Origin of the sequence: Bacillus sp. lyk4-R2A-2, from assembly GCF_030209735.1 — a bacterium.
Lineage (GTDB): Bacteria > Bacillota > Bacilli > Bacillales > Bacillaceae > Bacillus > Bacillus pumilus.
On sequence record NZ_JARVRK010000006.1, the window covers coordinates 570,723 to 584,754 of the forward strand.

Below are 14,032 nucleotides of genomic sequence, written 5' to 3' on the forward strand. Positions count from 1 at the left end.
GAACGCCTCCCTTTTAATCTACCTTTATCATGATGGCATCTCCTTGACCGCCTCCACTGCAAATCGCCGCAATGCCAATACCGCCGCCTCTTTGTTTTAATGCATGAATCAAGGTCAATATGATCCGTGTTCCGCTTGCTCCAATGGGATGACCAAGCGCAACTGCACCACCGTTGATATTCATTTTCCGCCGGTCCAGCCCAATTATTTTTTCACATGCCAGCGCCACAGCTGAGAAGGCCTCATTGATTTCAAATAGATCAATATCCTCTAGACGCTTGCCTGTTTTCTGTAAAATTTTCTCGATAGCAAAGGCTGGTGTTTTCGGAAAATCCTTTGCCTCTACAGCTACCTGCGTATGACCAAGCACGACTGCCATTGGCTTGACGTCATGCTGCTTTGCATATGTGTCTTTCATTAAAAGAAGCGCACTTGCTCCATCATTGACACCTGGTGCATTTCCAGCGGTAATGGTACCCGTTTGATCAAAAACAGGCATGAGCTTTGACAGCCGTTCATATGACGTATCACGCCGCGGGGATTCATCTTCTGTGATCAGCCACTCTCCCGTTTTCGTCTTGACGGTGACGGGGGTGATTTCATGCTGGAAAAAGCCGTTTCTCTGCGCTTCGATCGCCCGTTCATGACTTCTTAATGCCCAAAGATCTTGCTCTTCCCGCGTGATACCGAGCTCCTTCGCAGCCGTGCTCCCATACTCACCCATATGAACGCCTGTAAACGAACAGGTTAATCCATCTAAAATCATCGCATCTTGTACCGCACCATCTCCCATTTTGTAACCCCATCGCGCTTTTTTTAGCAAATAAGGGGCGTCTGACATGGATTCCATACCGCCCGCTACGATGACCTCCGCATCTCCAGCTCGGATGATTTGATCTGCTGTGCTCACACTGCGCATTCCTGATGCACAGACTTTATTGATGGTTTGCGTCGGAACGGACCACGGAAGATCAGCATATCTTGCTGCTTGCCTTGAAGGAATCTGACCTTGTCCTCCCTGCAAAACACTTCCCATGATGACCTCATCCACATGATGTGATCCCTGCACTCTTTCCAGCGCAGCCTTGATGGCCATTCCGCCTAGTTTTGCGGCACTCAACCCAATGAAAGCACCGCCTAGTTTTCCAAATGGTGTTCTTGCTCCAGATACAATGACCGTCTTACTCATGTATGTCCCCTCCAGTTTGTTACCGCTTACATATTGTCTAAACAGCAGATGTACAGCGCCATGTATAAGCCGATGAACATTCTATTCATCGGCCTGTTTTGTTTACGAAACCTGCTTTCCAGCCTCGCCAAACACTGATTTTTCAAGAAGCTCTGCGACATCAAATGTACCTACCTGATCCTCTACTTCCTTTGCCTTCGTACCATCTCCCAGCATCGTTAAGCAATAAGGACACCCTGAGCTAATGATGGACGGCTGCACCTGTAACGCCTGCTCCGTTCGGGCAGTGTTAATTCGGGTACCTGTCTCTTCTTCCATCCACATTAAGCCCCCGCCTGCACCGCAGCACATACCAGTTTCACGATGACGTTCCATTTCTCTCAGCGTCACACCAGGGATGGCTTTTAAAATATCTCTCGGAGGATCATACACTTCGTTATATCTGCCTAGGTAGCAAGAGTCGTGGAAGGTGATGACCTCATTCACTTGATGTACAGGCGTTAGCTTCCCTTCTTGCACTAGCTCTGCCAGTAATTCTGTATGATGGTACACTTCTGCCTCAAGTCCGAAGTCTGGATACTCATTTTTAAATAAATTGTACGCGTGCGGATCAATCGTAACGATCTTTGTGACACCGTTTTTCTGGAATTCTTCAATGTTTTTCGCAGCAAGCTCTTGGAATAAAAATTCGTTTCCAAGCCTTCTTGGTGTATCGCCAGAGTTTTTCTCCTTATTTCCTAGGATGGCAAAGGAGACTCCTGCTTCGTTGAGAAGCTTTGCAAAGGCAAGCGCAATCTTTTGGCTTCGATTGTCATATGCCCCCATTGAACCAACCCAGAATAAATAATCGAAGGTTTGATCTGCTTTATTCAGCTCTTTTACTGTCGGCACATGCACATCTTCTCTCAGTTCACGCCAATTTTCTCTTTCTTTCCGGTTCAATCCCCACGGGTTCCCTTGGCGCTCTATACTTGTCATGGCACGCTGTGCATCTGCATCCATTTTCCCTTCGGTCAGCACAAGATATCTGCGCATATCAATAATCTTGTCGACGTGTTCATTCATGACAGGGCATTGGTCTTCACAGTTTCGGCACGTCGTACATGCCCAAATTTCTTCCTCTGTAATGACTTCACCAATAAGAGAAGGATGATACATCGAGCTGGCAGCCGATTCCTCTGCACCTGCTCCTCTCGCCTGCAGCGCCAGCTGATTTCCTGTTGTCTGCCTGAAGGCAAGCTGCGGAACCCAAGGCGTCTTCGATGTAATGGCGGCCCCTTTATTGGTTAAATGATCTCTTAGCCTTAAAATCAAATCCATAGGAGACAGCATTTTCCCTGTACCTGTTGCTGGGCACATATTTGTGCAGCGCCCGCATTCCACACAGGCGTAAAGGTCGATCAGCTGTGACTGACGGAAGTCTTCAATTTTTCCCACACCGAAGGTCTCTTGTGTCTCATCTTCAAAATCAATTTTTTGCAGCTTGCCTGGCGGGTCTAATCTACTGGCAAATACATTCACCGGTCCTGCAATGAGGTGAGCATGCTTTGACTGCGGGACATACACTAAGAATGTCAGCAAAATCAGGAGATGCACCCACCATGCGACATAAAAAACGACCGTTGCCGCAAGAGGTGAAATACCGCCCAGCAAGAAAGCAACACTGGATGCGATTGGCTCAGTTGGTGATAAAGGGTGTCCATGCCAGATGATATTCATCCCGTTCCCAAGTAAAACGGTCAGCATCAAGCCGCCAATAAATAAAAGCACTAGACCGGATTTAAAGCCACGCTTTAAACGGACAAGCTTCTCCACATACCTTCTATGGAACGCCCAAACAACAGCTACTAAAATGAGAAGTGTGACTACCTCTTGGAAAAAGGTAAAGACACCGTAAAGCGGACCTAAAGGGAGTCCGCTATCTGGAACGAGTCCCTTCATAATAAAATCAAGGGCTCCGAACTGTACAAGGATAAATCCGTAGAAAAACAGCACATGAATGATGCCGCTCTTCTTGTCCTTTAACAGCTTCTTTTGCCCAAATACATTGACCCAAACACGCTCTAAGCGTTTTTTCATGTCTTGTTGGAACTCTTCTTTTTTGCCAAGACGAATGTACGCTGCTCGTGTTCGAATGAGATAAATAAACAAATACACAGCGTAAGCGGTCACCGCCGCAAATGCGATCATGTTCATGATTAAAAGGCTATTCATCTTGCTCCCCCTTTCATTCCCCAAAACCCACTTTGTTCCGTTTCTATGTTGTACCTCTATCATAAATAATGAATGAGTATTCAGTCAATATTTTTTACACGTTTGGGTACACTATTGAAATATGCAAAAAAGGAGGAAGCAACATGATCGCATTGATCATCCTACTCGTACTCATTGTCATCGTTTGCCTCATATTGTTAGACCTTTATATGGGAAAGAAATATTTTTCTACCCGCGCTTTTGAACGATCTTTTGATCAAACAAGCGGTGATGCCGCATTTTATCATGATGGCGAACCACTCTTTGATCAGCTGCTCACCGATATTCAGCACGCCTCTTCTTCTATTCATATGATGTTCTTTATTGTAAAGAACGACAAGATTGGTCAAAGGGTGTTACAAGCTTTGAAAACAAAAGCGAAACAAGGGGTTTCAGTCTTTTTGCTGACCGATCGACTAGGGTCCTATCCGTTTGATCAAAAGTCCATCGACATGCTAGAGAAAAGTGGCATCCAATTTTACTTTTTAAATAAGCCTCGTTTCCCTTTTTTGATTTATCGGTTAAACATGAGAAATCATCGTAAAATCACGGTGATTGATGGAAAGATTGGCTATATTGGCGGGTTTAATATTGGCGATGAATATGTTGGGAAAAAGGGTCGGTTTGGCATTTGGAAGGATTATCATTTGCGCATGACGGGGCAAGTTGTCGCAGATCTCCAGCATGTGTTTTTGAATGATTTATATCGGACATCTGGTATTCATCAGCTGCAATATGAGGTTTTTCCTGCTTTGGAACCGGGAACACTACAATGCACAACACGCGCGACTGCTGGTTTTTCTTTAGAAGCTTTGTTCCTCAAAGATATTCAGCAGGCGAGGAAACAGATCATCATCTGTACGCCTTACTTTATTCCATCTGCTCCTCTTCTGAGTGCACTGCTTGATGCACGCAAGCGAGGCGTTACGGTTGAAATCATCATCCCAATGAAAGCAGATCATCCACTCGTCAAAGAGGCTGGATTTCATTATTTGAAGGACCTCATTGCCTCCGGCTGCCTTGTTTATCGTTTTTATAAAGGATTTTATCATGCGAAAGCCATTCTAATTGACCAGAGACGCTGTATGATCAGTACGGCAAATTTTGATAAACGCAGCTTGTTTTTAAACGAGGAAGTAGACGTCGCCATTGATGATACCGACTTTACTGCCCACGTAGAGGAAAGGATTCGCGAGCACATAGAAGTGTCTGAGCTTATGACAGAAGAGAAATTGGCACAGCGTCCGCTTCTGTCACATCCGCTGGAATGGGTTGCCGCCATGTTCTCTTATTTTTTATAAAGGAGATGACCTATGCGTTATCGATTCGGTTATGTATCCAATGCCGTCACCTTGTGGGAGGCTTCTCCTGCCAAGTCGCTGACCTTTGCAAGATACAGCAAGCTCTCAAAGGAAGAGAGAAAAGAGGCTTTATTACGAACAACAAAGGCCAATCTCGTGAATACATTAAGAACGCTTTACTTTGCCATTGCTCATGATATCCCGCTTTACCGTTTTTCGAGTTCGATCGTCCCGCTTGCGACCCATCCCGAGGTACGATGGGACTTTGTGACACCTTTTCAAAAGGAGTTTCTTGAAATTGGCGAGTTGGTGAAACGGCATGGGCTTCGTGTGAGCTTTCACCCCAATCAGTTCACCTTGTTTACTAGCCCCAAGCCTTCAATCACAGAAAATGCCGTGATCGACATGGCGTACCATTATCAAATGCTTGAGGCGATGAAGCTTGAAAAGGAAGGCTATATGAACATTCATGTGGGCGGTGCGTACGGTGATAAAGATTCGGCGCTTCAACGTTTTGATGAAAATATCAAACAGCTACCAGCGCATATCAAGGCGAGGATGACGCTTGAGAATGATGACAAAACGTATACGTCGTTAGAAACGCTTGGTGTATGTGAAAAGCACGGTATTCCCTTTGTTTTTGATTACCATCATCACGTGGCCAATAAAGATGACGATGCCGCGCTTGAAGACATCCTGCCAAGAATGTTCGGCACTTGGACGAGCACTGGTATTCCGCCTAAAATTCATTTATCCTCACCGAAATCAGAAAAAGCCATACGCAGTCATGCAGATGGTGTAGATATGTCCTTTGTCTTACCGCTTTTTCATGCATTAAAACCGTATGGGCGTGATGTAGATTTTATGATTGAGGCGAAGTCAAAGGATCAGGCCCTTCTTAGACTCGTCGAAGAACTGTCTGCGATAAGAGGCAACAAGCGAACCGGCGGAGGAACCATTGAGTGGAAATCATAGAGAAAGGTTTATCTCTGTGTAAACAGGGGTAACAAAGCTATTGTGAGAAAGTAATCAACAGGAGGATATGAAGATGTCTCAGATCTATTCAATCCAAATCGCTGCGAAAGCATTGAATTTACATAAGCTTATTTCTCTTTATGAAAAATGCCACCAGGCTCAACATCGTCTATATGTGTATTCTAAAAAAACAATGTGTAACATCAAGAACATCGTAGAGCTTGAAACCTTCAGGCTCACTCACTTAGAATCTGACTACTTAATTGTCGTAGAGGGAAAAAAAGCGCAAGATCTCTTGCAGCCATTTGAAAAAGAGAAGGTTTCATAAAAAAGAGCAGCCATCAGGCCGCTCTTTTGTTATATCCACTCTTTCGTTAACCACACTTGTTTTGAAGCTGCATCCATTTTCACTTGTGCCCCAATTGGCATCGTAAGCATCGGGTGTGTATGGGCACAGTCAAAATCTGCGATGAGCGGTTTCTTTGTCTCTCCAAGCACCTCAAGTAAAATCTCGTAAGGTTCTTTGCCCGTTCCCTCATCATCAAACAGCTCATGTTTCCCCAAAAGAATCCCTGATACCCGCTCAAACACTCCATTTACTTTCAATAAAGAGAAGTTTTTTTCTACAACTGAAGCGGTTTTCATGCAATCTTCAATGAGGAGAATGTCTCCTGTTTGGATCGCTGGCATGAATTCACTGCCCCATATGCCGTACATTGCATTCAGGTTTCCGCCGATCAACCTGCCTTCTACCTGTCCTTCTATGACGCACAGCCAATCGTTCGGACGCTGCCCTTTATCACGTGTCTTTTCTTCCCAATTGATTCGTTCATCCGTCCAAAAGGGTGGTTTTTTGATCTGATAAGGAATGGATTGAGGCTGCATCAGGATGTCTTCGAACGACTGATATGTATAAGCAACGAACGGTTCAAACTCCCCAAAAGATGGAACAAGCGCCGGTCCGTAGAATACAGGCAATCCCGTTTTTTCGTAAGCGGCTAAAAGAATCGCTGTCGCATCTGAATAACCGATCATGATTTTCGGATGTTGTTTCAGCAGCTCAAAATCAAGATAAGGCAGCATACTATTTGAATTTGTCCCGCCAATCATTGACATGACGCACGCCAAGTCCTCTCGAGCCATTAGCTCATTCAACTCATTGGCTCGTTCTTGAATTGTACCTGAACGGTAGTGATCCTCTTTCCCTGTTAATGATCCTGGTACCACAATGAATTCTTTTTGCTCAAGCTACTTCTTCGCCCGCTCATACCTAAGAGGCGAGGTCGCTGATGCAGGACTTGAAGGTGAAAAAATACCGATCTTATCGCCTTTTTGTAATCGCCGAAGCCCCTTCATTCCATCAGATCCTTCCTACACGAGTTTTTTCTATCCTAACAAAAAAAGACCCTTATCAAAAGGGCTTTATATTCTTTTTAATGACCAAACTGCGCTTCGTGCAGTCTGCTATATACGCCGCCCATTTGAATTAAATCTTGGTGGCGACCTTGTTCTTCAATACCTTCCTCTGTCACGACAATGATACGATCGGCGTGTTTAATTGTTGCAAGGCGGTGGGCAATGACGAGTGTCGTCCTGCCGACAGCTAGTTCGCTCAGTGCATCCTGTATGGCTTTTTCTGTTTCTGTATCAAGTGCTGATGTGGCTTCATCTAGAATGAGAATGGACGGGTTTTTCAGGAACATCCGTGCAATTGATAGACGCTGCTTTTGACCGCCTGACAGTTTGACGCCGCGCTCACCTATCACGGTATTTAACCCTTCTGGGAAACGCTGAACGAGTTCCTCTAAATGCGCACTTCTTACAGCCTCCCAAATCTCTGCATCGCTGGCTTCTAAGTTCCCGTACGCAATGTTTTCACGAATGGTGCCTGAGAATAAAAAGACATCCTGCTGCACAATACCGATCTGCTGCCTTAAAGAAGACAATGTCATCGACTTTGTGCTTATACCATCAATCGTGATCTCCCCTTCATCCACATCATAAAAACGAGGCAGCAGACTGCAAATTGTTGATTTCCCCGCTCCTGAAGGGCCGACAAACGCAACCGTCTCTCCTTGTTTGATCTTTAAATCGATATTCTTTAACACATGACTGTGTTCATCGTAGCCAAATGTTACGTTTCGATATTCAATTTCACCTTTCAATCCGTGTACATCACGTGCTTCCTCTGTATCCTTCACATCCGGCTCTGTGTCTAGCAAATCGACATAGCTTTTAAAGCCCGCAATGCCTTTCGGATACATTTCAATGACCGTGTTGATTTTATCAATCGGTCTAAATAAAACATTTGTGATCAGAACAAATGCGATAAAGCCACCTGCCGTTAATTGACCTTGCAGGACAAACCATGTACCTGCGAGAAGGACAAACAGTGTCACAAGACGTGTGAGAATATAGCTAATCGATCCATTGACCGACATAATTTTATAAGAAAGAAGCTTCGCCTTACGAAAACGGTTGTTGTTTTCCGCAAAACGCTTTTTCTCGAAATGTTCATTGGCAAAGGCTTGAACAAGACGAATACCCCCGATATTGTTTTCAACCCTCGCATGAAAGTCTCCAATGTCATTGTTGAGCTGTGTAATCGCCTTCGTCATCTTTTTATTAAAATGTAGGGCGAGCCAAATGATGACAGGCATGATGAGGAAGGTTAAAATGGCCAGCTGCCAGTTAATCATCAGCATGACTGCAAAGGCACCGAGAATTGTCATAATCGCTATAAACAAATCTTCAGGACCGTGATGCGCCACTTCTCCAATGTACATGAGGTCGTTTGTCATCCGTGACATGAGCTTCCCCGTTTTGTTGTTGTCAAAGAATTTAAAGGATAGTCGCTGAAAGTGATCAAACAGCTTTTTCCTCATATCTGTTTCAATATTGATGCCAAGCATATGCCCCCAATACGACACAATAAATTGCATAACCGAGCTGAGGGCATAAATGACAAACAGCGCAAGTGCCGTCCAGACAATGACTGTCCAGTTCCCTGTTGGCAACAATGTATCAATGAAGTAGTTCACGATAAGCGGGAAACCCAGTTCCATCAATCCAACGGCGACAGCGCAAAAGAAATCTAAAAAGAACAGACCTCGATAGGGCCTGTAATAGGCGAAAAAGCGTTTTAACATATGTAAAAGAACCTCATTTCCTCTATAATTGATAATCATTTTCAATTATAGAGGAATCCTCTTCAAAATACTAGATTAGGAAATGATTTCTTTGACTAGAAATCCTCATAGAACGCCAGAAAACAACCGAGCAAACGATTCCTTTAATCGCTCTTTTAAGCCTCTTTTATAAAAATGAACAGGTCCCATTTGCTCACATTCTTTCATATCTTCTTCATAATGTGCCATCAGCTGCTCAATAGGCTTTTTCGCGGCCGTAAAGACATTGACCTCAAAATTGAGCTGAAAGCTTCTCATATCCACATTTGCGGTACCGACAGAGGCAAGTTCTCCATCTGCAATCATCACTTTTTGATGCATGAAGCCCTTTTGATAGTGATACACCTTGATGCCCTCTTTTAGGAGCTCAGAAAAATAGGACCGTGTGGCGTATTGTGTGAGAAAGCCATCATTGATCTCCGGAACCATCACCCGGACATCCACCCCTCTTGTCGCAGCAATTTTCAATGCCGTACGAAGGGATTCATTTGGGACAAAATAAGGTGTCGCAATCCAGACAAATTGTTTCGCATTTGAGATGAGTGCATCATATAAATCACTCATACTTTCTTTCATATCGGGTCCAGTTGGTACAACCTGAATGACATCCTCTCCCGTCACAGGATGCGGAGTATGATATTTCGGATCATCAATTAATACTTCATCTGAAACATACTCCCAGTCGAGCATAAACACAGAGTGAAGGGTTTGGACAGCCTCACCCTTTAACATCGTATGCGTATCACGCCAAAAACCGATATTTTCATCACGTCCGACATATTCTTTTCCGACATTTAACCCGCCGACAAATCCTGTCTTCCCATCAATGATCACGATTTTTCGGTGATTGCGGAAATTGATTTTTTGATTAAAAAAACCATATTTTAAAGGCAGAAAAGGAGCGACCTTGACTCCTGCCTGCTTCAAGCGTTTAATATCTTTTCGGGAGAAGCGAATGCTGCCAGCCGCATCATAGATGAAGCGAACCTCTACCCCTTCTTTCACTTTTTCTATCAAAATCTCCATCATCCGGTGCCCGAGGAAATCCGATTTGAACATGTAGTATTCTATATGGATGAACGATTTTGCCTTTTTTAATTCTTCAAAAATACGGGGAAACGTCTCCTCCCCATTTTTTAAAATGTCCATATCACTATTTGTGTTCACATGCATGCCTGTTGCTTTTTCTGTGTAATGAAAAAAAGTCCGCTGATTTTCGGTTAGACTTGATTCATCCGGCTTGCTCTCAAGCTCAGATATTCTGCGTAGTTTTTCACGGTTGTACATTCTCTTTGATTTGAATAAATGACCTTTCACATAGAGCTGTCCCGAGAACAAATAAAACATATAGCCAATGATTGGGAAAAAGATTAGCACATACATCCATAAGAGTGTGTGCTGTGATGTACGGTTCTCTAGCATAAGCGAGATGATACTAAATAAAATAATGGCGAGATAAACTGCTGCGTACAGCTGAACACTCCACGCTGGAACCGGCCACCAATACACCACATATGCCCCGAATATCATAAAATATAAAAATAAAAATTCCAGTCTCCTCTTTTTCACATTCTTCGCCCTCATTCGTTTCTGTCTTTTCTCTTCCATACCCTTTGCACAGCTTGTATGAAACGCACGGTCCACTTCTTTCTTCTAGCTTTTACAGACTTGGACCATTTGATCCGATATAATGGATAAATATGTGATGGAAAGGAAGATTTGTTTATGCATACACCACCTCCTTTAAAAAAAGGCAGTCATCTTCGTGTCATTGCCCCAAGCCGAAGTGCCAGCATTTTATCAAAAGAAGGAATCGCTCAAGCAAAAAAGCGTTTAGAGATGTTAGGCTTCACTGTCTCCTTTGGACAGCACGCGTTTGAATGTGATCTTCATTCCTCTTCATCTATTGAACACCGCTTGTCTGATCTGCATGAGGCGTTCATGGATGATGAAGTTGACGGTATTTTGACAGCAATCGGAGGCTTCAATTGCAATGAGCTCTTGCCTTATATTGATTACGACTTGATTCGACAGCACCCTAAAGTCCTTTGCGGCTACAGTGACATTACCGCACTCGCAAGCGCCATTACCGCCAAATGTGAGATGGTGACATACTCAGGCCCTCATTTCTCCAGCTTTCAAATGGAACAGGGACAAGAGGAGCAGACCGCTATATTTCAAGCCTGCTTGATGAATGACGGTGAGTCTTTTAATGTGAATCCTTCAACAAAGTGGAGTGATGATGCGTGGTATCTTGATCAAGCGAACAGGCAGTTTCATCCGACGAAATGGGGAATATATCAGGAAGGAACAGCCGAAGGTACCTTGTATGGCGGTAACCTTTGTACACTGAACTTACTGCAAGGGACGTCGTTTATGCCTCATATTAAGGATGCCATCTTATTTGTGGAGGATGATGATTTGGTTTTCCCTGAAATGTTCGCCAGAGACCTCACATCCCTCTTACAGCATGCAGAATCCATTAAAGGGCTGATCATCGGACGCTTTCAGAAGAAATCCAAGATGACAGAGGAACATTTGGGGTTCATTTTAGATAAACACCCGATGCTTAAACACATTCCCGTGATCTACGATGTCGATATCGGACATACGCAACCGGTTTTCACCTTACCGATTGGCGGAAGTGCCGAGCTAACGTGTAATGGTGAAGAAGTGAAGTTTCGAATTTTTCAACACTAAGATGTCTATCTATTCAAATAATATCGATGTTAAATCTCTATTTTTTTAAAAACAGAGTAACAAAATATAGAAATTAAAAAAACAATTTATTATTAGAGGTGTTTTTTTGCAGAAAGATTTAGAAATCAAGTCATTAGAAGATGATAATTTAGGTATCTCAGATAACATAGATAAATTCATAGAACAGTACATTAATTCTAATTTCACAGGCTCAATATTATTAAATGGAAAGTGGGGAATTGGCAAAACAAGTTACTTGAATTTAATTAAGGAAAAATCCGATTCCAAAAGAACAAAATTTATTGATATCAATTTTTGGACTGACCCTTGGATACTTAAACCATTTGAATTATTCGCAAAAAAACTAAATCCTCTTTTCTATTGGATCGTGAAAACTTCACCGATTTTATTAGTAGTGTTGTTAGCACTTATACAGTTTTCTTATAATATTATCAGCAAGTCAACAGATAATATTTCAAGAATGGATTTTTTCATATGGGGCGCTTTAATCCTTATAATAAGCTTTCTCAATTTATTATTAGATAAATTCTCTACAGAAAGTATATTTGAATGGCTTGTAAAAAAAAAGTTAAAGAGTAATAGATACAACAAGAAGGTTATTTTTATCTGCGATGATTTTGATAGATTAGAATCAGAAAATAGAAAACAACTCTATGCATACTTGTCAAAATTAAATTCTTTTGAAAAGAGTATCCTAATAGTTGTAGGCGATTACAACAAAATTGTGCAAGATGAAGACGACTCTTTATTCATTCAAAAGATCCTTTCAAATTTAGAGAGTATGCCATTGAATAATAAGGCTTCTCAAATTTGGAGCAAAGTAATCGAAGAACAATTCAATAGTGACAATATAAAAATCATGGATTTAACAGACTCAGATAGATTATTAATTCAGAAACTCAGAAATTTTTTTGTAGATGAACAAAGGACATTTCGCGAGGCAAAGCTCTTACTGAATATTTTCTATAAAAAATCACCAAAATCAACTACAATAAATGTTAATATCAGCGAACAGCTTGCTTTGTGCTATTTTTATCAATTTCATTATAAAATTTACGAGTGGATAGTTGAAAATTTAAATTTTTTATACCAAAAAAAGGTTATTCCACACAAAGATTTTGCCAGTACAGAAAAAAGTCAACTTATCTTAAAAGATGCAATTGAAAAAGACATAGGAGAGAATAATTCACCCAATTTATATGAATTCTTATATTCTATATTTATTAATGGTGAGCATGATAAATTCAACTTCCCTAGTATAAAAAACGAAAAAAACTTCGGATATTACCAAATTGAAAATATATCGAGTATAACAACATTGAATATTGAAGTAGTTGAGGATGTATTTATAAATTTAGATAGCAATATAGATAAATTGATTGAAATACATTCAAAGGGTCAGATGGAGGATTTCAACGATTTTTTAAGGAATCATTACCTTAGTTACACAAGTAATACTCCAGAAACTAAAATATTATCCTTACTGAGAAATATAATAGCTTTTAAGATGCGCAATTTGGAGCAAGACACAGCTTTTTTAAAAATATCTATATCAGATACTATTATATATAATTGTTTAAATGCCCTAAAAAATAATCATAATAGAAAAGAAACTGAAATTTTCACAAATAGTATTTTACCTCTAGATGAGTTGGATGCTTCTGAAAAATTGGAAATCATACCTAATTTTATACCTGCACGTTCAGATGAACAATCAATAGAACAAATAAAATTAGTTAAGATTATTTTTGAGAATTCCATCTTTACTATGAATAATGATTTCAATATACTTACTGAAAGAAAACCGAGGAGTTGCTTTCTTTTCTATAAAAAATATCAATCATATTTAGATCAAAATTCAGATTACCAAGTGATCTTCGACAAGGTTCTAACTTTAAATGATAATGTATTGTTTAATTATTTAAAAGATAAATTATCTTATAAAATTACCTATCCAAACAATTCGGTAGCCACAGCTCTGAGCCTAGATGATATAAGTTATAATCAAGAATTTGAAATAAAACTAAAAGAAAGAATAGCCAATTTGCCGTCACATCAAAAAAATATTCTAGTAAAAATGATTGAGCTAAAGTTTTAAAATAGGATGCAAGATAAGTTTTTTTAGAAAAAGTGATCCAACCCTTCATCCCCTTCGTTAAGTAGATGTAAAAAGAAAAGAGAGGAGGCAAAAACATGTTCTCTGATGTACTTAGCCAATTATTCGATTCTATTTCTAACATCATTAACACACTTGGGTAATTCCTATGACACGCACATACTACATGCTTTTTGAAAGGAGGATACGCTCATGTTCTCTGATGTACTTAGTCAATTATTCGATTCTATTTCTAACATTATTAATACGCTTGGTTAATTTTCAAAACCCGCTATCTCTCGAGAATAGC

General features: G+C 41.2%; 9 protein-coding genes and 1 pseudogene. 5 read left to right on the forward strand and 5 right to left on the reverse strand.

Annotated features, from left to right (window positions below):
• Window positions 1–13: 13 nt before the first annotated feature.
• A complete protein-coding gene (locus QRN39_RS13800) occupies window positions 14–1,189 on the reverse strand; it encodes an acetyl-CoA C-acetyltransferase (RefSeq protein WP_284907435.1) in 1,176 nt (391 codons plus the stop codon).
• A 102-nt stretch (window positions 1,190–1,291) separates the two neighbouring features.
• The gene (locus QRN39_RS13805) at window positions 1,292–3,403 is read right to left on the reverse strand and encodes a (Fe-S)-binding protein (RefSeq protein WP_284907436.1); all 2,112 of its coding nucleotides are present in this window, start codon (window positions 3,401–3,403) and stop codon (window positions 1,292–1,294) included.
• A 143-nt stretch (window positions 3,404–3,546) separates the two neighbouring features.
• Here QRN39_RS13805 and cls (QRN39_RS13810) point away from each other — a divergent pair, with 143 nt between their 5' ends.
• The 3 genes from cls (QRN39_RS13810) (at window position 3,547) to QRN39_RS13820 (ending at window position 6,046) form a co-directional block, all read left to right on the forward strand.
• Window positions 3,547–4,743, forward strand: a complete 1,197-nt coding sequence (gene cls / locus QRN39_RS13810) for a cardiolipin synthase (protein ID WP_284907437.1) — start codon at window positions 3,547–3,549, stop codon at window positions 4,741–4,743.
• Between the two features lie 12 nt (window positions 4,744–4,755).
• Entirely contained in the window at window positions 4,756–5,718 is a 963-nt protein-coding gene (gene uvsE / locus QRN39_RS13815) for a UV DNA damage repair endonuclease UvsE (RefSeq protein ID WP_284907438.1), read from the forward strand.
• 73 nt (window positions 5,719–5,791) lie between these two features.
• Window positions 5,792–6,046, forward strand: a complete 255-nt coding sequence (locus tag QRN39_RS13820; protein ID WP_003215306.1) for a hypothetical protein — start codon at window positions 5,792–5,794, stop codon at window positions 6,044–6,046.
• 29 nt (window positions 6,047–6,075) lie between these two features.
• On the opposite strand, the pseudogene QRN39_RS13825 reads toward QRN39_RS13820, so the two are convergent.
• The 3 genes and pseudogenes from QRN39_RS13825 to cls (QRN39_RS13835) all read right to left on the reverse strand — a co-directional run bounded on the left by QRN39_RS13825 (window position 6,076) and on the right by cls (QRN39_RS13835) (window position 10,475).
• A pseudogene (locus tag QRN39_RS13825) lies at window positions 6,076–7,074 on the reverse strand (S66 family peptidase).
• Between the two features lie 77 nt (window positions 7,075–7,151).
• Window positions 7,152–8,867 (reverse strand): ABC transporter ATP-binding protein, encoded by a 1,716-nt coding sequence (locus tag QRN39_RS13830; RefSeq protein WP_284907439.1) that lies wholly within the window; start codon window positions 8,865–8,867, stop codon window positions 7,152–7,154.
• A 105-nt stretch (window positions 8,868–8,972) separates the two neighbouring features.
• Entirely contained in the window at window positions 8,973–10,475 is a 1,503-nt protein-coding gene (gene cls, locus QRN39_RS13835) for a cardiolipin synthase (protein ID WP_284907440.1), read from the reverse strand.
• Between the two features lie 156 nt (window positions 10,476–10,631).
• Here cls (QRN39_RS13835) and QRN39_RS13840 point away from each other — a divergent pair, with 156 nt between their 5' ends.
• Together QRN39_RS13840 and QRN39_RS13845 are read left to right on the forward strand one after the other, a co-directional pair.
• A complete protein-coding gene (locus QRN39_RS13840; protein ID WP_284907441.1) occupies window positions 10,632–11,606 on the forward strand; it encodes a S66 family peptidase in 975 nt (324 codons plus the stop codon).
• A gap of 106 nt (window positions 11,607–11,712) precedes the next feature.
• Entirely contained in the window at window positions 11,713–13,725 is a 2,013-nt protein-coding gene (locus QRN39_RS13845) for a P-loop NTPase fold protein (RefSeq protein WP_284907442.1), read from the forward strand.
• The last annotated feature ends 307 nt before the right edge of the window (window positions 13,726–14,032 follow it).

Excerpts from the sequence above, each read along its gene's own strand:
- QRN39_RS13800 (WP_284907435.1), bottom strand. The coding sequence starts at position 1,189 with ATGAGTAAGACGGTCATTGTATCTGGAGCAAGAACACCATTTGGAAAA.
- QRN39_RS13805 (WP_284907436.1), bottom strand. The coding sequence starts at position 3,403 with ATGAATAGCCTTTTAATCATGAACATGATCGCATTTGCGGCGGTGACC.
- cls (WP_284907437.1), top strand. The coding sequence starts at position 3,547 with ATGATCGCATTGATCATCCTACTCGTACTCATTGTCATCGTTTGCCTC.
- uvsE (WP_284907438.1), top strand. The coding sequence starts at position 4,756 with ATGCGTTATCGATTCGGTTATGTATCCAATGCCGTCACCTTGTGGGAG.
- QRN39_RS13820 (WP_003215306.1), top strand. The coding sequence starts at position 5,792 with ATGTCTCAGATCTATTCAATCCAAATCGCTGCGAAAGCATTGAATTTA.
- QRN39_RS13830 (WP_284907439.1), bottom strand. The coding sequence starts at position 8,867 with ATGTTAAAACGCTTTTTCGCCTATTACAGGCCCTATCGAGGTCTGTTC.
- QRN39_RS13840 (WP_284907441.1), top strand. The coding sequence starts at position 10,632 with ATGCATACACCACCTCCTTTAAAAAAAGGCAGTCATCTTCGTGTCATT.